This window comes from Cobetia sp. 2AS (assembly GCF_029846355.1).
GTDB classification, from domain to species: Bacteria; Pseudomonadota; Gammaproteobacteria; order Pseudomonadales; family Halomonadaceae; genus Cobetia; species Cobetia amphilecti.
On the sequence record NZ_JARWKQ010000002.1, the window covers coordinates 879,208 to 900,941 of the forward strand.

Consider the following 21,734-nt stretch of genomic DNA (forward strand, 5'->3'; position numbering starts at 1 on the left):
AACGACGATGGCCCTGCCAGAAGACAGGGCCATCGCGTCAAGCCGGCATTACTCGGATTCGGTGAAGCTGCACGCCGCGAAGACACTGTGGCCTTCTTCACGAATGCGCGCGGAGCCGCCGATTTCCGGCAGATCGATGATGGCTGCCGTCTCGACGACCACACCACCGGTGCGCTCGATCAGCTTGCAGGCCGCCAGCATGGTGCCGCCGGTAGCGATCAGATCATCCATCACCAGGATGCGATCGCCTTCACGGAAGGCATCGGAGTGCAGCTCGACGGTGGACTCACCATATTCCAGCGAGTAGGTCTCGCTGATGGTCTTGAACGGCAGCTTGCCCTTCTTGCGCACCGGCACGAAGCTGCAGCCCAGCTCGTAGGCCAGCGGAGCACCGATGATGAAGCCACGCGCATCGATGGCGGCGATGGCGTCGATTTCCATCTCCTGATAGCGGTGCACGAAGGAGTCGATCAGCTTGCGGAACGCGGCGGAGTTCTGCAGCACCGGCGTGATGTCACGGAAATTGACGCCTTCCTGGGGCCAGTCCGGCACGGTGCGGATGACAGACTTGATGTAGTCGCTGTAGATGCTCATTAGAGGGCTCCGTCGAGGAACAGGTATTTGCAGGCGAACAGGATGGCGAGAATCACCAGCCCCGGGCTCAGATCACGATAACGGCCGGAGAACAGCTTGATCACGGCGTAGCTGATGAAGCCCAGCGCGATCCCGTTGGCAATCGAGTAGGTCAGCGGCATCACCAGGGTGGCGATCACCACCGGTGCCGCTTCAGTAATGTCGTTCCAGTCGATGCGTGCCAGGCCGCCCGTCATCAGGCAGGCGACATACAGCAGCGCACCGGCAGTGGCGAAGGCCGGAATCGAGGTCGCCAGCGGCGACAGGAACAGGCTGACGAGGAACAGGCCGGCCACGACCACGGCCGTCAGGCCGGTACGTCCGCCGGCGGCCACGCCAGTGGCGGATTCGATGTAGCTGGTCACGTTCGAGGTGCCCATGACAGAGCCGACCATGGTGGCACTGGAATCTGCCATCAAGGCCCGTCCCAGCCGCGGCAGATGGCCACGTTCATTGGTCAGGCCAGCCTGCTGGGAGACAGCGATCAGCGTGCCCGAGGTATCGAACAGATCGACGAACAGGAAGGCGAAGATGATCGACACCATGCCCAGATTGAAGGCGCCGGCGATATCAAGTTCCGCCAGCGTCGGCAGCATGCTCGGCGGCATCGAGGCAAAGCCATGGAAATCGTTGTTGCCGGTCAGGGTCGCCAGCAGCGTGACGAGCAGTATGCCGATCATCACCGCACCGATCACCTTGCGGTAGGACAGCGCGACGATCAAAAAGAACGAGAGCAATGCATACATGGCCGCCGGCGAGGATAGATCGCCCAGCGTGACCAGCGTGCCGGGAGCGTCGACGACGATGCCGCTGCCCTGCAGGGCGATGATCGCCATGAACAGGCCGATGCCCGCGGCGATGCCGGTCTTCAGCGAGGCGGGAATGGCATTGATGATCCACTCGCGAATCTTGAAGGCGGACAGCAGGAAGAAGCTCACCCCGGACAGGAAGACCGCGCCCAGCGCGACCTGCCAGGGCACGCCCATCTGGCCGGCGACCGTATAGGTGAAGAAGGCCGTCAGCCCCATGCCCGGCGCCAGCGCGATCGGGTAGTTGGCGTAAAGGCCCATGACCAGACAGCCGATGGCGGCCGCCAGACAGGTCGCGACGAACACGGCACCGTGATCCATGCCGGTGGAGGCCAGCATCGAGGGAGCCACGAAGATGATATAGGCCATCGCGAGGAAGGAGGTAAATCCTGCGATGACTTCGGTACGCACATTGGTACCGTGCTCGGAGAGCTTGAAAAGACGTTCCAGCATTGAGGTAGCCCCTATCCTTGAGCAGTGCCTGTCCGGCAAGGCGCAGTGGTCGGTGATTGTCAGAATCAGCAGATCAAGACGAACTCGCTCGGACAGGTATGCCGCACAGGGCGTCGGATGAAGCCTTTCCCCTGTTCAGCCTGCCTGAACCACGATGCCCCGCCAGCGGCAGGGCATCGAAAGGCGCAACATGGTACCCAAAGGTCTGCAGCGAATCGAGCATTCCCGGCATATTTCCTGACCAGTCAGACGAGTTCTGGCGTCCTGCCAGTGAGTTGATCCGCTGCAGACCTGCAAGCCTCATGCCAGTCGGGAGGCCATGACCCGCTCGACGGTCTCGACAATGGCCTGGGTCTGCGGGTCGACTTCAAGGTTGACCTGATCACCGACGGCGCGCACGCCCATCAGGGTGCGCTCGAGCGTCTCAGGAATCAGATTGACGCAGAAGCGTGTGCCCTGCACCTCACCGATCGTCAGGCTGACACCGTCAAGTCCCACATAGCCCTTGTCGAACAGAAAACGCATCAGCTCGGCCGGCGCCTGGAACCAGATACGCCGATTGTCCGAAGTGGCCTCGATGGCATCGATGGTCACCATCGCCATCACGTGTCCGGACATCGAGTGCCCGCCGATCTCGTCGCCGAAGCGTGCCGCTCGCTCCACGTTCACGACGCTGCCCACCTCAAGCTCGCCCAGATTGGTCAGACGCAGCGTCTCGCGCATCAGGTCAAAGCTGGCCAGTTGACCCTCAAGCGCCGTCACGGTCAGACAGCAACCGTTGTGTGCCACCGAGGCCCCCAGCTCCAGCCCCGCCTCCAGCCCCGCCGGCAACCGGACCTGATGCGTGCGAAAGTCAGTGCGCTCTTCAATGGCCACCACTTCCGCCATGCCTTGTACGATACCCGTGAACATGCGTGATCTTTCCTTGCACTGCTGCTTCTTGCTGTCGAGAAGCCGTGAATAAGGGACGGCATGCAGCAGCGAGATGACCGGCATGCCCAGCCGAAATCCTAGCATGGTGGACTAGCCGTCGACATGCTGGCGTTGTCTGCCGTGGGAGTGCGCGGCGTTGTCGCCCTCGCCACCCGCTTCCCGTCTCCCGTCTCCCGTCTCCCGTAACAGGCGAGCACGGCTGTCACGGCGAGCGCGGAGCGGGCCGCAACTCATCCCCGACTGACCGTCAAGACAGGAGAGCCGTCGATGCCTGTTGAAACCCGCGTCACGACAAGAGCCTTGTAAGAAATGGCTTACAGGGCGTATCGCCAAATTGCCATATCGAACGACAGTTCGAATAAACTTCCAGCGCAAGACCAAAGTCGTTGACACCCCCAAGGTGACTGATAGAATGCGCCTCAAATCTGTTTGGCGCCGATTTGTACCCGGATTGCGGGCGCCCACCACGAGAGCTGGTCTCACGGGGTGCAAGTTCTGCTAAAAGGGTGTGTCCAGCGTTGATGGCCACCCGTCTTGGGTGGTCTTTTTTCTCCCCACTGGATCGCTCCCCTCTTCGCTGTCTGCCATGTGCGCAGACGCCGGCAGAACGTTCTGTCCTCTACAGACCTTCGCCCGCAATCCGGTTGGTGCCTTAACCACTCGGACCCCCATGATCACACTCAAGAACGTCTCCAAGACTTACGGCAGTGGTGACAAGGCCGTGGTCGCGCTCAAGGATGCCAGCCTCACGGTCCCTCAGGGCGCCATTACCGGTGTCATCGGCCTGTCCGGTGCCGGCAAGTCGACCCTCATTCGCTGCGTCAATCTGCTCGAACGCCCCACCGCCGGTAGCGTCGTCGTCGATGGCCAGGAACTGACCGAGCTCGACGAGTCCGCCCTGCGCAGCGCTCGTCACCAGATCGGCATGATCTTCCAGCACTTCAATCTGCTCTCCTCACGCACGGTCTTCGCCAATGTGGCATTGCCGCTGGAGCTGGCTGGCATCTCGAAGGACGAGATCAAAAAGCGCGTCGAGCCATTGCTGGAGCTGACCGGCCTGAGCGACAAGGCCGGCCAGTACCCTGCCCAGCTGTCCGGGGGTCAGAAACAGCGTGTGGCCATCGCCCGTGCGCTGGCCAGCCGCCCCAAGGTGCTGCTATGTGATGAGGCCACCTCGGCCCTCGACCCGCAGACCACCGCCTCCATCCTTGAGCTGCTCAAGGACATCAACACCAAGCTGGGCCTGACGATCCTGCTGATCACCCACGAGATGGAAGTGGTCAAGAGCATCTGCGATCAGGTCGCCCTGATCAGCGGCGGTGAACTGGTGGAAGTGGCTTCGGTGGGCGATTTCTTCACCGCACCGCAGACCCGCCTTGGCCGCGAGTTCCTCAATGACTTCCTGGAGCTTGAGCCGCCGCGTGCGCTGGTCGAGCGCCTCGAAGCCACGGCCGGCCCGCACACCCACCCGGTGGTGCGCCTGGCCTTCAGCGGCGACGCCGTCTCCACTCCGCTGATCTCCCGCCTGGCACGTGAATGCCAGGTGGATGTCAGCATCCTGCAGGCCAAGGTGGAATCCATTCAGGACCGCACCCTGGGCCTGATGATCGCCGAACTGATGGGCGATAGCCGCCAGACCCAGCAAGCGCTCGATTATCTCGAATCCCACGACCTGAAAGTGGAGGTGCTCGGTCATGTCACCCGCACTGCTTGAACTCGTCCTGTCCTCCACCCTCGAGACCCTGTACATGGTCGCGGTGGCAGGTCTGATCTCCGCGGCACTCGGCATTCCGCTGGGCGTGGCACTCTATACCTCGCGCCCCGGCCAGATTCTCGCGCGCCCGGCACTCAACAGCGTGCTGAGCATCATCACCAACATCGGTCGCTCGGTGCCATTCATCATCCTGATGGTGGCGATCATCCCGCTGACGCGCCTGATCGCGGGCAGCTCGATCGGCACCAATGCCGCCATCGTACCGCTGACCATCGCCTCGATTCCCTTCGTCGCCCGCCTGATCGAAGGCGCGCTGAATGAAGTCGGTCCGGGGCTGGTCGAGGCCGCACAGGCCATGGGCGCCACGCCGATGCAGATCATCACCAAGGTGCTGCTGCCGGAAGCACGCGGCGGCATCATCAATGGTCTGACCATCACCGTGGTGACGCTGATCAGCTATTCCGCCATGGCCGGTACCGTCGGTGGCGGCGGCCTGGGGGATCTCGGCATTCGCTACGGCTACAACCGCTTCGACCCGATGGTGATGCTGGTGACCGTGGTCATCCTCGTCGTCATGGTGCAGGGCTTCCAGAGCCTGGGCGACCATCTGGTGCGCAAGTCGAACCACAAGTAAGCGCCGCCCAATGAGCAGCGACCGAACTAGAAGTGGCGTTCGATCTACAAATCACACGGCTTTCGGTATCGTGACGGCTCATCACCATGAGCCGTCACTCATAACATCCCGCGGACCCCGCCGGTCACGTCGGATCACAAGGAGAACATCAATGCGCAACATGCTGACCACGCTTTCTTCCCCGCTGCGGCTTGCCGGCGCTGCCACCCTGCTCGGCGCCACCCTGCTGGCAGGCTGCGGCAACGACGCGTCCGACGAGAACACCCTCAAGATGGGTACCGTCGCAGGTCCGGAAACCGAAGTGATGAAGGTCGCGGCCGAGATCGCCAAGGAAAAGTACGACCTGAACGTCGAGATCACCGAGTTCACCGACTACGTGTCTCCCAACGCCGCACTGGCCGATGGCTCTCTGGACGCCAACGCCTACCAGCACCAGCCGTACATGGAATCCATGGTGCGTGAGCGTGGCTACAAGTTCGCCAGCGCCGGCAAGACCTTCGTGTACCCGATCGGTGCCTACTCCGAGAAGTACGCAGACATCAGCGAACTGCCGGACGGCGCGACCATCGCCCTGCCTAACGATCCCTCCAACGAAGGCCGCTCCCTGATCCTGATGCACGACCTGGGCATGATCGAGCTGACCGACAAGGGCAACCTCGAAGCGACCCCGATCGACGTCGCCAAGAACCCGCATGACTACCAGTTCAAGGAAATCGAGGCTGCCCAGCTGCCGCGCATCCTGCCGGACGTCGACCTGGCCTTCATCAACAACACCTTCGCCCAGCCGGCTGGCTTGAAGCCGGAAGACGCGCTGATCCGTGAAGGCGCCGAGTCTCCGTACGTCAACCTGATCGTCGTGCGTCAGGGCGATGAAGACAGCGAGAAGGTGCAGAAGCTGGTCAAGGCCTACCAGACGCCGGAAGTCGAAGCCAAGGCCGAAGAGCTGTTCAAGGGCGCGGCGGTGCCGGGCTGGAAGTAAGCCTCACCCCACGTCACTGACAGACGCCTGAACGCAAAGCGCCGACCACTGGTCGGCGCTTTTGCATCCGGTGGATAACTCATTTCATCACGCATCTCATCACGCCCAGATGCCGGCGCAGCGCGAGAAGACACACGCGCAGGACACGCTTGAAACAGGCGACCCGCGACCGCATTCTTGCGCCATCTCGCCACCTTACCTATCCCTCAGGAGCCCTCATGGCCACTCGCCCCGACTATTCACTGCTGGCCCGCCAGCTGGATGCCATCCTCGATACCCGCGACTGGCTGACCAACGCCTCCCAGACGGCCGCCTTCGTCAACATGACGGTGGAGAACCTCAACTGGGCAGGCTTCTATGTGCAACGTCAGCCGCAAATCCTGCACCTGGGGCCGTTCCAGGGCCAGCCGGCTTGCCACCCGATTCCCTTCACCAAGGGCGTGTGTGGCGCCGCCGCCACCGAGCGCACCACCCAGCGTGTCGCGGACGTGCATGCCTTCCCGGGCCATATCGCCTGTGACGCCGCCTCGCGCAGCGAGCTGGTCATCCCGGTGCTCATCGAGCAGGACGGCCAGCAAGTGCTGTGGGGTGTGCTGGACCTGGACAGCCCGAGCCCCGAGCGCTTCGACGAAGAGGATCAGGCCGGCATCGAGCGCCTGGTCGAGATCTTCATCGCCTCCAGCGACTTCGACAGCGTTCCTGCCTGACAAACTGAGCGCCCGCCTGACAGACAGCCGGAACGTCAGCATCACGCTCTGCCGCCCGCCGCGCCACTCGCACGGCGGGCGGTTTGCGTTGCGGCCTGTCAGGCCTTGCACAGCCCCGTGCGAGATGACAGGTTAAGAGCTCTCGCCCCCGACAGGAGCCAAACATGTCATCCCGGTCGCCATCTCATCCCTCGTCGCTCTCTACTTCGCCCTCCACATCATCCTCTACATCCCCGGATTCGCCGCCCCCACACGCGGAGGCCTCGCTGCACAATCACGACGATGCGCATGCCGGCCTTGAGCGAGTCATCAAGCATCTTGAGCGTATCAAGGCCTTCACGGCGCGCACCGGCAATGACCTCGGCGCCAAGCGCACCCTGCTTGAGGCTTACTTCGCCGCCGACGCCAGCATTCTCGACACCGGCGTGACACCGCGTCTCGCGATGGTGCCGGGTGGCGAGGGAGAGCGTGTCTGTGAGGTATTGCCGGCACCCGATGATGCACTAGCGCGCCCGCGTCGCCTGCTGTATGTGCATGGTGGCAGCTGGATCGCAGGCTCGCCTGCCGGCCATCGCCCTCTGGCCAGCCGTCTGGGCCGAGCGGCACGCGCCGAGACCTACACCCTGGATTACCGCCTCGCGCCAGAGGCCGCCTTCCCGGCCGGCCTGCAGGACGTGCTGGCCGCGTGGCGCTGGCTGTGTGACGAATACCCGCAGGACCACCTGCTGCTGGCCGGTGACAGCGCGGGCGGCAACCTCACCCTGGCGGCCCTGAATGCGCTCAAGAGCGCAGGTGAGCGGCTGCCGGATGCAGTGATCGCCTTCTCGCCCGCCACGGACCTCAGCTGGGGCAGCGCCTCGCTGTCGCGCAAGGCCGAGGTGGACCCGATCCTCGCCCCCAATCTGCTGCCCTTCGTGAGCATGGCCTATGTGCAGGACGGCACCGACATGAGTGATCCGCGCATCTCGCCACTGGAGGGAAATCTGTTTGACCTGCCTCCAACGCTGATCCAGTGCGGCGAGGCGGAAATCCTGCTCGATGACAGCCGTCGCTACGCCACTCAGGCGCAGGACTGCGGCTCGCCCGTCACATTGAGCCTGTGGCCGGACATGCCACATGTGTTCGTCGGTTTCGCTCCGCTGCTGAGCGCTGCCAATGCCGCCCTCAAGGAAGCACGCGAATTCCTCGACGAGACGCTTGCCTGAGCGTCGCCACTCGCGCCAGATGTCACGCGGCCGCCACACACCAATCCCGCGTCAGATTTTCAGGACACGCACACGAAAACGCCCGACTCGATGAGTCGGGCGTTTTCTGGAATCTGGTAGGACCAGGCGGATTTGAACCGCCGACCTCCACGATGTCAACGTGGCGCTCTAACCAACTGAGCTATGGTCCTGAAGTGTGGCAGATGACATAGGAACACTTGAAACATACCGTGGAACGGCTTGGTAGGACCAGGCGGATTTGAACCGCCGACCTCCACGATGTCAACGTGGCGCTCTAACCAACTGAGCTATGGTCCTGAATCAAGTGGCGTGATGTTGCCATCAGTGCCGATGCTGGTAGGACCAGGCGGATTTGAACCGCCGACCTCCACGATGTCAACGTGGCGCTCTAACCAACTGAGCTATGGTCCTATGTCAGCATGCTGAAATGCGAAGCAGTGTGATGCGAAGTGCTTTGCCCTGTCAGCGAGGACGTATTCTACGCAACTCCCGTTTTGATGCAACCCCCTGATGATAAAAAATTTTCTCGCCATTCCGCCTTGCCATGATCAGGTAAAAAGAACGGACACAGAGCGGGCACGGATCGGCCGCGCGTGCGGCACGCAAGCGAGGCACGTCATCGCGGCCAGGCCTGAAAAGAACTCACCCGGTCTGATCTGATCTGCCCTGCCCTGCCCTACGCCGCCAGCCACTCTTGCCGAATGGCACAAGGTTGGCTGGCAGCGCACGGACACGACAATGGCTGGCCGCAGCGCCTCGACGGCTAGAGGAAGACCCGACGCAGCACAGCTGCCAACACGGCCCCCAGCAAGGGTCCGGCGATCGGCACCCAGGCATATTGCCAGCCCGAACTGCCCTTGCCGGCAATCGGCAACACCCAATGCGCGATACGCGGCGCCAGGTCACGCGCCGGGTTCATCGCGTTGCCGGTCGGCCCACCCAGTGACAGGCCGATCGCCCAGACCAGCACACCGATCAGATACGGCAGCGCCTGATCGGTGATCAGCGCGCTGTCGACCATGCTGCCGATGGCGAAGATGAGCACCACCGTCGCGATCGCTTCACTGATGACATTGGCCGCCTTGTTGGCCACTGCCGGATCAGTACAGAAGACCGCGCGTTTGCGCAGCGGGTCTCGGGTCACCTCCCAATGCGGATAATAGGCCGCCCACACCAGTACCGCCCCCATGAAGCAGCCCAGCAGCTCCGCCAGCATCATCCTGGCGACCTTGAGCTCGTCGGTATGCACGCCCAGCAGGTATTTCGCGATCGTCACCGCCGGATTGAGATCGCCGTAGGGCGACCCCGTCGAGGTCGAGACCAGCACCCCGACCATCACGGCAAATCCCCAGCCGGCATTGATCATCAACCAGCTGGAACCCGCTCCCTTGGTGCCCCTGAGCATCGCATTGGCGACCACGCCACCTCCCAGCAGAATCATGAAGGTAGTGCCCAGAAACTCGCCCGTCATGACGTCAGTCCACATCTTGATGACCTCCGCCACTTGCCCCCTGTCAGTCGTCTACCGCCACTTCTCGCCCGCACGAACGCGCCCCATGACGATGGAGTGGTGCTATCGCCGGGGGATGGCGAGAAAAGGCGGAGACCCGAAATGACTTCGCCCCGTCGAGGGACGGGGCGAAGTCAGGCTACAGTGCCACAGGAGCAGGGGGCTACTCCAGCGGATTGCGGCAAGGATTTGTTACAGCAGCAGATGCCACATCGAGGCCGCGATCAAGGCACCCGCCAGGGGGCCGGCGATCGGCACCCAGGCATACCCCCAGCCGGAGGCGCCCTTGCCGTGGATCGGCAACAAGGAGTGCGCGATACGCGGGCCCAGATCACGTGCCGGGTTGATGGCATAACCGGTCGCACCACCCAGCGAGAGGCCGATGGCCCACACCAGCATGCCGACCAGATACGGCAGCAGGCCAGCGCTGATGGTGCCGGAACCGACGATGGCGCCGATACCGAAGATCAGCACCACGGTCCCGATCACTTCGCTGAGCATGTTGCCCAGACGACACTCGACTGCCGGGTCCGTGCAGAACACCGCCCGCTTGAGGCCAGCATCGCTGGTGCGCTTCCAGTGCGGCAGATAGGCCAGCCACACCATCACGGCACCGGCGAAACAGCCGAGCATCTGCGCGATGACATGTCGCGCCACATCCATGAGGGTGGCATGCACCCCGAGCAGATACTTGGCCAGCGTCACCGCCGGATTGAGGTCCGCCTGGGGCGAACCGGTCGAGACGGCCACGAATACGCCGATCATCACGGCAAAGCCCCAGCCGGTGGTAATCACGATCCAGCCGGAACCATTGCCCTTGGTGTCAGACAACACCACATTGGCGACCACGCCACCGCCGAACAGGATAAGGAACAGACAGCCGAGAAACTCGCCTGTCATGACATCGGTCCACATGCTCAGTGGCCTCCGTCGCTTTTCACTCTTTCCACCGCTTCCAGCCAGCCGGCGTAGAGGCGCTCACGCTGCTCTTCCGCCATTTCCGGCGCGAAGGTACGCTCGCAGTGCCACAGCTCGCTGATCTCATCCAGGCTTTCATACCAGCCGATATGCAGGCCGGCCAGATACGCGACGCCCAGCGCCGTGGTTTCCAGCACGCGCGGACGATCCACCTTCACGCCCAGCATGTCAGACAGGAACTGCATCACCCAGTTGTTGCTGACCATGCCGCCATCCACGCGCAGATTCGCGCAGTTGATGGCCACGTCATCCAGCATGCACTCCTGCAGGTCACGCGTCTGATAGCACACCGACTGCAGGCCGGCCGCCACGATATCGGTGATGCCAGTGCCACGGGTCAGCCCCAGAATCGCGCCACGCGCCTGCGGGTCCCAGTGCGGTGCCCCAAGGCCGGTGAAGGCCGGCACCATGTAGACGCCATGGTCGGCCTTGGCCGCACGCGCCAGCGGTTCGGTCTCGGAGGCATCGGAGAACAGCTTCAGGCCATCACGCAGCCACTGCACGGTGGCGCCCGCCACGAAGATGCTGCCTTCCATGGCGAAGGTCGGCTTGCCGTTGAGGCGATAACCGACGGTGGTGAGCAGACGGTTCCTGGACAGCTCCATCTTCTCGCCGGTGTTCATGATCATGAAGCAGCCCGTGCCATAGGTGCTCTTGCTCATGCCCGGCGTGAAACAGGCCTGCCCGACCAGCGCCGCCTGCTGATCGCCTGCCACGCCACGGATCGGCATTGCCGCCCCGAACAGCTGCGGATCGGTGGTGCCGAAATCATCACTGGAATCCAGCACTTCCGGCAGCAGGCATTCCGGGATACCGAACAGCTCCAGCAGCTCGCTGTCCCAGCACTGTTCGACGATGTTGAACAGGCAGGTACGCGAGGCGTTGGTGGCATCGGTGACGTGACGCTTGCCGGCGGTCAGCTTCCAGATCAGGTAGCTGTCGACGGTACCGAAGGCCAGCTCGCCCTTCTCGGCACGTGCGCGGACGCCTTCGACGTTCTCGAGAATCCAGCGCAGCTTGGTCGCGGAGAAATATGGGTCGATCAGCAAACCGGTCTTCTGCTGGATCATGTCACCATGACCGGCATCGGAAAGCTCACGGCAGTACTCGTGGGTGCGTCGGTCCTGCCAGACGATGGCGTTGTAGACCGGCACGCCGGTCTCGCGGTCCCAGACGATGGTGGTCTCACGCTGGTTGGTGATCCCGATGGCGGCCACCTGCTCGGCGCCGACATTGGTATTGATCAGCGACTGACGCACGGTGCGCTTCACCGATCCCCAGATATCATCGACGTTGTGCTCGACCCACCCGCTGTCCGGGAAATGCTGCGGAAATTCTTCCTGGGCCAGACCTGTCACCGTCCCTTCACGATCGAACAGGATGGCGCGGGAGCTGGTGGTACCCTGGTCGATCGCGAGAATGCGCGTGGGTCCATCGACGCGAGAGTCTTTCTCTGGCTTGGGGCTAGACATTATGACTGTCCTTGGCTTCGAGGCTGCTTCTGAGAGTACACGTCAGCGGAGACTGCGGTACTTCACTATATTGGCTCGGGTATCATGTGTGGGCGACAGGAGAAAGCGGGTTGGCTTTGTCCTCTTCGCGCTTGGCAGGCGCAGCGAGAACACTTCCTCTTGAACCATCACAACCGAACACGAAATGTTCGTCTTCGAATATCGCTGCAAACGTTAGCGCCAAATGCGCGCTATCACAAACGTATTACCAATCAATATCATTGTACCTTGGTCTCATGCCCAATGCGCCGACATGGCCTGTTGCAGCTTCGCAACACCTTGACGCCATTCGTCAAATTGCACTGACTCCCCCCTGTTGGATTAGGATGTAGCCTCACTGGACGACCCCACTCCCCAACGGCAACCGTGATGCGCGCTTCCTGACATGAAGTGAACTCACGATCCGCAAGCCGCTGACAACAAGAGAGCAGGATGATGCAGCCAAAGCGCCATCGCGCCATTGTCGAACTGATCACGCGTCAGGGATATGCCTCCATCGAGCAGCTGGCCAGTCACTTCGAGGTCACGCCGCAGACCATTCGTCGCGACCTCAATCAGCTGTCCGAGGCCGGCGCGCTCAAGCGCGTGCACGGGGGCGCGGGGCTTGAGTCCAGTACCGTCAGCACCGCCTACAGCACCCGCAAGACATTGAACCTGGGCGCCAAGCGGCGCATGGCGGCCGCCCTGGCCAGGCAGATTCCTGACCACGCCTCGCTGTTCATCAACATCGGCACCAGCAACGAGATGGTGGCCGAGGCGCTGTGTGATCACCACGGGCTTGAGGTCATCACCAACAACCTGAACGTGGCGGCCATCCTCCAGCACAAGGAGGATTTCAATGTCATCGTGGCCGGCGGCATGGTGCGTTCCCGCGATGGCGGCATCATCGGCGAGGCAACCATCGACTTCATCAACCAGTTCAAGGTCGACTTCGGGATCATTGGCATCAGCGGCATCGATGAAGATGGCTCGCTGCTGGAATTCGACTATCAGGAAGTGCGTGTCGCCCAGGCGATCATCCACAACTCACGCCAGGTCTTCCTGATCGCGGATCACTCCAAGTTCCAGCGCAATGCGGTCGTGCGCCAGGGCAACCTGAGTCAGCTCGATGCGCTCTTCACCGACATCCAGCCCCCGGAAAGCATCCTGACCCTGATGCGTCAGCACGAAGTCGCGCTGCATGTCGCCGGTGACGAGTCGTCGGACGAGAGTGGTGGCACTTGAGCTCGATGACGCGTCACCCAACCCACTAGTCGCCTCACCAACAAGTCATCGCGCAATCAGGTCATCGCGCATCAAGGGGCCAGGCAATACGCCGACGTGCAGCCTGGCCCGGCTCTCATCCCTTATCCCTCGCCCCCTTTCCTTCTTGCCCCTTTCCTTCTTCCCCCTCGCCCCTTTTCCCCCTTTTCCCCCTTTTCCCCCTTTTGCCCCCTTTGCACCGATGCAACCTCGCATATCACGAAAGCTACCCAGCTGCTGACTGTCCGCTGCCCAGCGGCACCGCTTCGTCTCCGGATAACCCGTCATGACGCTTGATCAGTCACTGCGGGCATCGTCTGCGCCGCCCGCGCGGCAACATGACAGCCAGGCGCTTCATGAAAATGTCACGCCATGATCAGAGACTGAGAAAAAACACCGGCAAGACAACAGGTTGAATATCAGGCAATCCTCGGTTGCCAGACACTCGCCCAAATGATCACTTTCGAAAGCCATCAGCGCAGAAAAATCCCCTTGATGTTCGACTTTTGCTAAGCTATGTTCACTTTCGAAAACCTATTATCGCGCACCTTGCCGGTGCAGACTCATTCGCCCCACCCGGTAGCGCCGGGCACGAGCAGGAGCAGCCCATGTCCCGCGACAACGATGCACTTCTTGACCTCTTCATCATCGGCGGCGGCATCAATGGCGCCGGTATCGCCAACGATGCCAGCGGCCGTGGCCTGAGCGTGGCCCTGTGCGAGCAGAACGACCTCGCCAGCGCGACCTCCTCCGCCAGCAGCAAGCTGATCCACGGCGGCCTGCGCTATCTGGAGCACTACGAGTTCCGTCTGGTGCGCGAAGCCCTGCAGGAGCGCGAGGTACTGCTCAAGAAGGCGCCGCATATCATCTGGCCGCTGCGCTTCATCCTGCCGCACCAGCCGCATCTGCGTCCGGCGTGGATGATTCGCGCGGGTCTGTTCCTGTATGACCACATCGGCAAGCGCGAGACCCTGCCAGCCTCCAAGGGCCTCAAGTTCGGCGAGCAGAGCCCGCTGGTCAGCGAGATCAACCAAGGCTTCGAATACTCGGATTGCTGGGTCGATGATGCCCGTCTGGTCATCACCAATGCACTGCAGGCGCGCGAGCAAGGCGCCGAGATCATGACGGGCACCCGCTGTGTCGGCGCCCGTGATGTCGAGGGCCACTGGGAGCTGACACTTGAAGATGTCAGCAGCGGCGAGACTTTCATCCGCCGCGCACGCACCCTGGTGAATGCGGCAGGCCCTTGGGTGGAGTCCTTCATCAAGGGCGCCACCGAACGCACGCCGCGCTACGGCATCCGCATGATCCAGGGCAGCCACCTGATCGTGCCGCGCATCAACACCGACGATCGTGCCTTCATCCTGCAGAACAAGGACAAGCGCATCGTCTTCGTGCTGCCCTATCAGGAAGACTTCAGCCTGATCGGCACCACTGACGTGCGCTACAAGGGCGACCCCTCCGAGGTGGCCTGCTCCAGCGATGAGACCGACTACATGCTCGAGGTGGTCAACCATCACTTCAAGCGCAAGCTGAGCCGCGATGACGTGGTCTCGACCTTCTCCGGCGTGCGCCCGCTGTGCGACGACGAGTCGGCAGACCCGTCCGCGATGACGCGTGATTACACCCTGCATCTGGATGACAGCGGCGCACCGATGCTGTCCATCTTCGGCGGCAAGATCACCACCTATCGCAAGCTGGCCGAATCGGCACTCGAAGACCTCAAGCCGCTGCTGCCGAGCATGGGCGAGCCGTGGACCCACGAGAAGGCCCTGCCCGGTGGCGATATCGAGAGCCGCGCAGCCTTCACCCGCCAGCTGCAGCGCGACTACCCGTTCCTCGGCGAAGCACGCGCCCGACGCTTCGCCTCAAGCTACGGCAGCCTGTGCCTGCACTTCCTCGACGGCAAGAAGAGCGAGGCGGGCCTGGGCGAGGACTTCGGCGCCGGCCTGAGCGCCGCCGAGATCGACTACCTGGTCGAGCACGAATGGGCGCGTGAGGTGCAGGATGTCGTCTGGCGCCGCACCAAGCTGACACTGCGCCTGAGCGATGAGCAGAAGACGCGCATCGGCGACTACCTCAAGGAACGCCTGCTGGCACGCGCTGCCTGATGAAAACCGGCTGAGCCATCAGCGAAAGAAAGCCCGCCCCTCCTTGCCGGAGGGGCGGGCTTTTCGTTCAAGGACAGGCGGGATTTTTGGTCATGTATTGACGACTTACTGGATACCGCCCGCCGTCAGCTTGGCCGGATCGAGCAGACGCTCCAGCTCCTCGCGTGACAACTCGGTCTCTTCCTCGGCCACATCCAGAATCGGACGCCCGGCCTGATAGGCCACCTTGGCCACTCGCGCCGCCTCGTTGTAACCGATCACCGGATTGAGCGCCGTGACCAGAATCGGGTTCTTGGCCAGCGGTGCCTCGATGTTGTCCTGACGCACGTTGAAGGTAGCAATGGCCTTGTCCGCCAGCAGGCGGCTGACATTGGCACTCAGCGTGATCGAGGACAGCAGGTTGTTGGCGATCAGCGGCAGCATGACATTGAGCTGGAAGTTGCCGCTCTGCCCGGCGATGCCGATGGTGGCGTCATTGCCCATTACCTGCGCCGCCACCTGAGCGGCCGCCTCGGGAATCACCGGATTGACCTTGCCCGGCATGATGGAGCTGCCCGGCTGCAGGGCCTCAAGCTCGATCTCGCCCAGCCCTGCCAGCGGGCCGGAATTCATCCAGCGCAGGTCGTTGCTGATCTTCATCATCGCCACGGCGTAGGTACGCAGGTGGCCGGAGAGCTCGACTGCCGTGTCCTGGGAGGACAGCGCCGCGAAGAAGCTCTCGGCGGGACGGAAGGCATGGCCGGTCTGGTGCGAGAGGCGGTCGGCGATGCGCTCGGCGAATTCCGGATGCGCGTTGATGCCACTGCCGACGGCGGTGCCGCCCTGGGCGAGGCGCTCCAGGCGCGGCAGCACCTGCTCGATGCGCTCGATGGCCTGCCCGACCTGAGCCTGCCAGGCACCCAGCTCCTGACTCATGCGAATCGGCATCGCATCCATCAGGTGAGTGCGACCGGTCTTGACGACGTCATCCACTTCAGAGGCCTTGCGGGAGATCACCTCATGCAGATGGCGCAGCGCCGGCAACAGGGTGTCCGAGACAGCGATGACAGCGGACAGATGAATGGCCGTCGGGATGACATCATTGCTCGACTGGCCCATGTTGACGTGGTCGTTGGCGCCGACGGTCACGTCCTTGTCGCCCAGATGCTGATTGGCAAGCTGCGTCAGCACCTCGTTGACGTTCATGTTGGTCGAGGTGCCGGAACCGGTCTGGAAGACATCGACCGGGAATTGATCGGCATGCTCGCCGTCAATGATCTGGCGTGCCGCCTTGATGATCGCCTCGGCACGCACGTCATCCAGCAGCTCCAGGTCACGGTTGACCTCGGCGGCGGCCAGCTTGATACGCGCCACGGCACGAATGAAGGCAGCAGGCAACGGTTGGCCACTGACGGGGAAGTTGTCGACCGCTCGCTGAGTCTGGGCGCCATAGAGTGCGCTGGCCGGCACTTCGAGTTCACCCATGCTGTCGCGTTCACGGCGGGTCTGGCTGCTCATGCTTGTCTCCCTGTGCTGTTGCATATGACGTCGCACCTGGCTGGCGTCACTGGTGGGCGGCTGGCAACAACGTGATCGATGACCTGATCGCCAGCTTCAATCCCCTGATGATCACTTGGGGGCGCACAGGATACCAATCAAGCCACTTCATGAGAGTGATTATCAATAACAATCGCCATTTTTCGACCTTTTCCTTTGATGGCGCTCTCTGTACGCATCTCTCGTTGCCTGCTCCTATTTGCCTATCCCTCTTGCCCCTTCTCTTGACCGGCCTTTCTTGCCCGCCATCCGGTCTCTGCCCTGAGCGCCATCAGTAACATTCGCAGAGCAAGGGCGCAGCGTCACATTGCGCCGCAAGGGCCTGAAAGCCTCTGGGACGACCTTGAGGGGTCGGTTACACTGTGCAGCGCTTCCACCATGGTCATGGCCCCCTTGGCCACGCCTCTTGAATCCTGTCGACGGAATGACCGCGAACCTGATGTCCACCTCTTCGCTGCTGAAACCCGCCGTGTGTGCGGTGCGCCCCATCCCTCACTTCCTCGTGCCAGCCGGAGGGGAGATCGCATCATGAAATGGTTCTCGCACAACCCTTACTTCACCTATCTGCACCGCCAGCGCCTGCATATCCTGCGCGTGACCGTCGCCCTGACGCTGTGCTTTTCCATCATCGAACTGTTCAGCCTGCCGCACAGTTCCTGGGCATTGGTCAGCACCGTGATGGTCATGGGCAACCTGCCGCACGTCGGCGGTGTCATTGACAAGGGCTGGCAACGTCTGGTCGGCACGCTGCTTGGCGGCCTGTGGGGCCTGATCCTGATTCTGGTCGCCGAGCCGCTGCCCGGCGTGGTGCCCTTCTGGAGCATCGTCGGCATCGCCCTGGCACTGAATGCCACCTTCAGCAATCGCTATGGCTACAGCTCGCTGCTGTTCTGCGTCACGCTGCTGATGGTGATCGGTGATGGCAATCATGATCTCGGCATCGGGCTGTGGCGCGTCTTCAATGTGGTGCTGGGTACCCTGATCAGCATCGTGGTCAGCATGGTGCTGCTGCCCCAGAAGGCGACAGATGTCTTCCGCTTCCTGCTGGCCGACAACCTCGACAAGCTGGCACGCCTCTACCACGGCCATACCAAGGCCGAGCGTGAAGGCGTCAATGAGGGGCTCGCGCTGGTGCGTGCCACCTCGGCACAGCTGGTCAAGCAGCGCGGACTGGTCGATGCCGTCGCTCAGGAAGGCCGCATCAATCGTGCCGACATCGAGGAAATCCTGTCCTTCGAGCGCCGCATGATCTCGACCATCGAGCTGCTGCAGGAAACCCACTGGAACACCCGCGAGGGGCATGAATTCATCGAGGGGCTGGATGGCCTGCGCGATGCCCAGCATCGTCTGGCCCGCGCCCTGGGCACCCTGGCCTTTCAGGTGCGCACCGGCCAGAGCATCGAACTGACGGTGACGCCCTTCGACCTGCAACGCTATGCCGATGTCCGCAATGTCGAAAGCCGCAACGGCCGTGCGCTGTTCAGCCCGGCAGGCTACCTGTGGCTCAATCGCGAACTGGCACGCCTGACCGAAGCCCTGGGCGAGCGCCTGGCCTTGCTGGAGCGGCTGCCGAGCCAGCGCCTGCAACGCCGACTGCCGGGGCATGGCCTGATCAGTGATGCACGCCGCCTGTTCCTGCCCGAAGACCCGACACCGGGCGATACGGCAGCCCCCACCAGGCGCGAGAACAGCGCTGGCGATCATCACTCTTCGGTCAGCGAAGCGCCGGCGAGTGATGACAGCATCAGTGACAACAGCAGCGATGAGCCAGACCGCCACGACAGGCACCAGCCGGACTCGGCCGGCAATGAGACTGCCAGGAAAGACACATGAACTCAGTATCCGGAGTGACTCCCGCAAGCCAGCATGACGTGCTGATCGTCGGTGGCGGCGCGGCAGGTTTGACCCTGGCCCTCAGCCTCGCCAATCGCCTGCCTCCCGGCCCGCGCACCCGCCGCGTCACGCTGTTGCGTCCGGCGCGTGAGGCCCAGGGCGCCAGCCGCTGGGCGCAGGGCGGTATCGCGGCGGTGCTGGCGCCCGAGGACGATGTGGAATCCCATGTCGCCGACACCCTGATTGCCGGCGATGGCCTGTGCAACGAACGTGCGGTGCGCTTCACCGTCGGTCACTCGCGGGAGGCCATCGAATGGCTGATCGCGCTTGGCGTGCCCTTCACCCCGGCCGACGCCGACGCCAGCTACCCCTTCCACCTCACCCGTGAAGGCGGGCATGGTCGCCGCCGCATCATCCACGCCGCCGACGCCACCGGGCGGGCGCTGCTCGATACGCTCAGCGCCCATGTCGAAGCCCACCCGAACATCGAGATTCTCGAAGACCTGCTGGCCGTCGACATCGCGGTCAACGCGGGTCGCGCCAGTGGTCTGTGGGTGATGGACGGCACGGGCCAGCGCCAATGGCTGGCCGCCAATGACCTGGTACTGGCCACCGGCGGTGCCAGCGGCCTGTTCGCCCACGCCACCAGCCCGAGCGCCAGCGTCGGTGATGGCATGGCGATGGCGACCCGCGCCGGCGCCAGCCTGATGAACCTGGAGTTCCAGCAGTTTCATCCCACCTGCCTGTATGACCCCGATGGCACGCCCTTTTTGATCTCCGAGGCGGTACGGGGCGAAGGGGGACTGCTGCTGCGCCCGGATGGGCATCGCTTCATGGCCGATCATGATCCGCGTCTGGAGCTGGCGCCGCGTGATGTCGTGGCACGCGCCATCCTCGCCGAGATGCGCACGCACGGTCTCGAGCATGTCTGTCTGGATATCAGCGCGTTGGGGGCCGAGGCCATCGAGCACCACTTCCCGACCATCGCCGAGCACTGCCTGGCACGCGGGATCGATATTCGTCATGCACCGATTCCCGTCGTCCCTGCCGCCCACTACAGCTGCGGCGGCATCGCCACCGGGCTGGATGGCGCCAGCGACCTGCCCGGGCTGTGGGCCATCGGCGAAGTCGCCTGCACGGGCCTGCACGGCGCCAATCGCATGGCCAGCAACTCGTTGCTCGAGTGCCTGGTGCAGGCGCGCGCCTGTGGTGAAGCGCTGGGACAGCCGCGTCGCGCCGACGAGCCACGCCTGATGAGCACGCTCGACTCGCTGATGCCGCAGCACGCCGCCCTGCTAACACAGCTTGCCGACAATGGTCAGGTCTGGCGCTGCGTGATGCGTCTGAGCGTCGACGAGGCGCGCACGCGTCTGCACAGCTTGCGCCAGCTGATGAGTCTGCAGGCGGGGATCGAGCGCAGCCAGCACGGCCTGAGGGAGGCGTTGAAGCAGATAGCGCAGTGGGTCTCGCTGGAGGCGGGGCAAACGGCGGAGCCCGAGCAGCACAGGCAAGCTTCAGCGCCGCGGGCAGGGCTTGATCATCTTGAGCTCTATCAGGCTCTGACGCTGGCACCACTGCTGCTGCTCAGCGCCCATCAACGTCATGAGTCACGCGGCCTGCACTTCATCCGCGACTTCCCGATGCCGGCGCCGCGTGCCCGCGATAGCGTCATTCGTCTCTCGGCCTTCTCTGCCGCGACCTGAGCGGCTCTTGAGAAGGCTTATGCGAAGACCCATGAAAAGGCCCATGAGCAGGCTCAGCGTGGGCGGGAGCCCTGGGCAGCGACGCGCCGCAGGGTCTCCAATGGCGGCGGCTGACGCGGCAAGCCATGCGGCAAGGGCGGCCACAGCAACCACAGCCGCAGCTGGTGAAGGTCTTCGCTGGAGGCGCTATCCGGCCACAGCCACACCCGTTGGGTCTTCAGGTGCTGCTGGTCCGCGCCCTGCGCTCTCAAGCCCTGTAGCCCCATCCCCTGTGGCCCCACCCTCTGTGGTCCCACCCCCTGTGGCCCGAAACCCTGCGGCGAGATCTCGAGCCCCAGCAGACGTGGTGAGCACCACAGACAGCGCACGTTGACGGGCTGCCAGCTGCGTGAGGCACCATCGGCCCACCACCAGCAGAGCTGCATCTCCGGGTGACGATGGCGCGCCTCTGACGCAGGCGGGGTGTCACTGGCTTCGGTCTCGACTTCGCTCTCTGCTTCGCTCTCGGCTTCAGCCTCGTTCTCCGGCACTGGCGCCTGGCCACCGCTCGCAAGCGCCGCATCGGCGCAGAGGCTGCCCCCAAGGGCCAGCCAGACTCGCGCCTCGGGGTCCTTGAGACGCCGCCGAGCCTGGCGCCACCACGACACCAGCTCTCCAGCCTGCAGCAGCCAGCCCAGCCCCAACACGCCCAGCAGCGCCATGACGCCATCCGGCAGCTGAGCGAGCCCCTCAAACGCACAATGCCCCGCCTCGAAAGGCAGGGCATTGCGTAGAAATTGCCACTGACAGGTCCACCAGGTACTGACAACGAACTGGCCAGTCGCCAGCTCGGCAAGCCAGACCCACAAGGCGAGACTCGCCGCCAACAGCCCGACGCGCAGGCTGGCGTGGGTCGCGAACGCCTGCCTAGAGGCCCTTGAACTGATCGCGCTCGCCATTCTCGGCATTGGCGATCACCATGTTGATCAGGCGCTGGTACTCGGCATTGCCGCACGGGTCGCGCTTCATCAGCCACACGAAGAGATCCTGATCCTCTTCGGCCAGCAGCTGCACATAGAGCGCCTTGTCGTCTTCGCTCAAGGCGTCGAAACGCTGCTCCAGAAACGGCAGCAGCAGCAGATCGAGCTCCCACATGCCGCGACGCGAATGCCAATGAAGCCGCTTGCGAATCACATCTTCCATTGCCTGAACCTCAGTCGTCACATCAATGCGCGCAGTATAC

Annotated in this window: 18 protein-coding genes and 3 tRNA genes; 9 read left to right on the forward strand and 12 right to left on the reverse strand. The window is 63.2% G+C overall.

What is annotated here, in order from left to right:
• Positions 1-48: 48 nt before the first annotated feature.
• From QD356_RS08880 to QD356_RS08890, 3 genes are all read right to left on the reverse strand, one after another.
• On the reverse strand, positions 49-594 hold the full coding sequence (locus QD356_RS08880) for an adenine phosphoribosyltransferase (RefSeq protein ID WP_043335609.1): 546 nt from the start codon (positions 592-594) through the stop codon (positions 49-51).
• Positions 594-1,895: an NCS2 family permease gene (locus tag QD356_RS08885; protein ID WP_192837612.1), complete on the reverse strand. Its 1,302-nt coding sequence runs from the start codon at positions 1,893-1,895 to the stop codon at positions 594-596. Before QD356_RS08885 ends, QD356_RS08880 begins: the two co-directional genes overlap by 1 nt.
• Before the next feature lie 300 nt (positions 1,896-2,195).
• The gene (locus QD356_RS08890; RefSeq protein ID WP_192837842.1) at positions 2,196-2,807 is read right to left on the reverse strand and encodes a riboflavin synthase subunit alpha; all 612 of its coding nucleotides are present in this window, start codon (positions 2,805-2,807) and stop codon (positions 2,196-2,198) included.
• Positions 2,808-3,498: 691 nt separating this feature from the next.
• Between QD356_RS08890 and QD356_RS08895 the strand changes: the two genes are divergently transcribed.
• From QD356_RS08895 to QD356_RS08915, 5 genes are all read left to right on the forward strand, one after another.
• Positions 3,499-4,542, forward strand: a complete 1,044-nt coding sequence (locus tag QD356_RS08895) for a methionine ABC transporter ATP-binding protein (RefSeq protein ID WP_192837611.1) — start codon at positions 3,499-3,501, stop codon at positions 4,540-4,542.
• Positions 4,523-5,176 carry a methionine ABC transporter permease gene (locus tag QD356_RS08900; RefSeq protein ID WP_107336314.1) on the forward strand — a complete coding sequence of 218 codons (654 nt, stop codon included), beginning with the start codon at positions 4,523-4,525 and terminating at the stop codon, positions 5,174-5,176. Before QD356_RS08895 ends, QD356_RS08900 begins: the two co-directional genes overlap by 20 nt.
• 160 nt (positions 5,177-5,336) lie before the next feature.
• Positions 5,337-6,155, forward strand: coding sequence for a MetQ/NlpA family ABC transporter substrate-binding protein (locus QD356_RS08905; protein ID WP_043335679.1), 819 nt, complete (start codon positions 5,337-5,339; stop codon positions 6,153-6,155).
• 218 nt (positions 6,156-6,373) lie between these two features.
• Positions 6,374-6,862, forward strand: a complete 489-nt coding sequence (locus QD356_RS08910; RefSeq protein WP_131432461.1) for a GAF domain-containing protein — start codon at positions 6,374-6,376, stop codon at positions 6,860-6,862.
• A gap of 164 nt (positions 6,863-7,026) precedes the next feature.
• Entirely contained in the window at positions 7,027-8,067 is a 1,041-nt protein-coding gene (locus tag QD356_RS08915) for an alpha/beta hydrolase (RefSeq protein WP_192837610.1), read from the forward strand.
• Positions 8,068-8,181: 114 nt separating this feature from the next.
• Here QD356_RS08915 and QD356_RS08920 read toward each other — a convergent pair.
• The 6 genes from QD356_RS08920 to glpK form a co-directional block, all read right to left on the reverse strand.
• Positions 8,182-8,258, reverse strand: a tRNA-Val gene (locus tag QD356_RS08920).
• Positions 8,259-8,308: 50 nt separating this feature from the next.
• A tRNA-Val gene (locus tag QD356_RS08925) sits at positions 8,309-8,385 on the reverse strand.
• A gap of 37 nt (positions 8,386-8,422) precedes the next feature.
• Positions 8,423-8,499, reverse strand: a tRNA-Val gene (locus QD356_RS08930).
• 352 nt (positions 8,500-8,851) lie between these two features.
• Positions 8,852-9,574: an MIP/aquaporin family protein gene (locus QD356_RS08935; protein WP_192837609.1), complete on the reverse strand. Its 723-nt coding sequence runs from the start codon at positions 9,572-9,574 to the stop codon at positions 8,852-8,854.
• A 216-nt stretch (positions 9,575-9,790) separates the two neighbouring features.
• On the reverse strand, positions 9,791-10,513 hold the full coding sequence (locus tag QD356_RS08940; protein ID WP_052384798.1) for an MIP/aquaporin family protein: 723 nt from the start codon (positions 10,511-10,513) through the stop codon (positions 9,791-9,793).
• Positions 10,514-10,515: 2 nt separating this feature from the next.
• Complete coding sequence (gene glpK / locus QD356_RS08945; protein ID WP_192837608.1) at positions 10,516-12,048, reverse strand: glycerol kinase GlpK; 1,533 nt, start codon at positions 12,046-12,048, stop codon at positions 10,516-10,518.
• A gap of 471 nt (positions 12,049-12,519) precedes the next feature.
• Between glpK and QD356_RS08950 the strand changes: the two genes are divergently transcribed.
• Together QD356_RS08950 and glpD are read left to right on the forward strand one after the other, a co-directional pair.
• Positions 12,520-13,311 carry a DeoR/GlpR family transcriptional regulator gene (locus QD356_RS08950; RefSeq protein WP_192837607.1) on the forward strand — a complete coding sequence of 264 codons (792 nt, stop codon included), beginning with the start codon at positions 12,520-12,522 and terminating at the stop codon, positions 13,309-13,311.
• 626 nt (positions 13,312-13,937) lie between these two features.
• Complete coding sequence (glpD, locus tag QD356_RS08955) at positions 13,938-15,440, forward strand: glycerol-3-phosphate dehydrogenase (RefSeq protein WP_192837606.1); 1,503 nt, start codon at positions 13,938-13,940, stop codon at positions 15,438-15,440.
• Positions 15,441-15,545: 105 nt separating this feature from the next.
• On the opposite strand, the gene QD356_RS08960 is transcribed toward glpD, so the two are convergent.
• Positions 15,546-16,937, reverse strand: a complete 1,392-nt coding sequence (locus tag QD356_RS08960) for a class II fumarate hydratase (RefSeq protein ID WP_192837605.1) — start codon at positions 16,935-16,937, stop codon at positions 15,546-15,548.
• 567 nt (positions 16,938-17,504) lie between these two features.
• On the opposite strand from QD356_RS08960, the gene QD356_RS08965 reads away from it, so the two are divergent.
• The gene (locus QD356_RS08965; protein ID WP_192837604.1) at positions 17,505-18,809 is read left to right on the forward strand and encodes an FUSC family protein; all 1,305 of its coding nucleotides are present in this window, start codon (positions 17,505-17,507) and stop codon (positions 18,807-18,809) included.
• On the forward strand, positions 18,806-20,512 hold the full coding sequence (nadB, locus tag QD356_RS08970) for an L-aspartate oxidase (protein ID WP_192837603.1): 1,707 nt from the start codon (positions 18,806-18,808) through the stop codon (positions 20,510-20,512). Before QD356_RS08965 ends, nadB begins: the two co-directional genes overlap by 4 nt.
• A 53-nt stretch (positions 20,513-20,565) precedes the next feature.
• On the opposite strand, the gene QD356_RS08975 is transcribed toward nadB, so the two are convergent.
• Together QD356_RS08975 and QD356_RS08980 are read right to left on the reverse strand one after the other, a co-directional pair.
• A complete protein-coding gene (locus QD356_RS08975) occupies positions 20,566-21,459 on the reverse strand; it encodes a hypothetical protein (RefSeq protein WP_192837602.1) in 894 nt (297 codons plus the stop codon).
• Complete coding sequence (locus QD356_RS08980) at positions 21,419-21,694, reverse strand: succinate dehydrogenase assembly factor 2 (RefSeq protein WP_043335628.1); 276 nt, start codon at positions 21,692-21,694, stop codon at positions 21,419-21,421. Before QD356_RS08980 ends, QD356_RS08975 begins: the two co-directional genes overlap by 41 nt.
• Positions 21,695-21,734 lie beyond the last annotated feature (40 nt).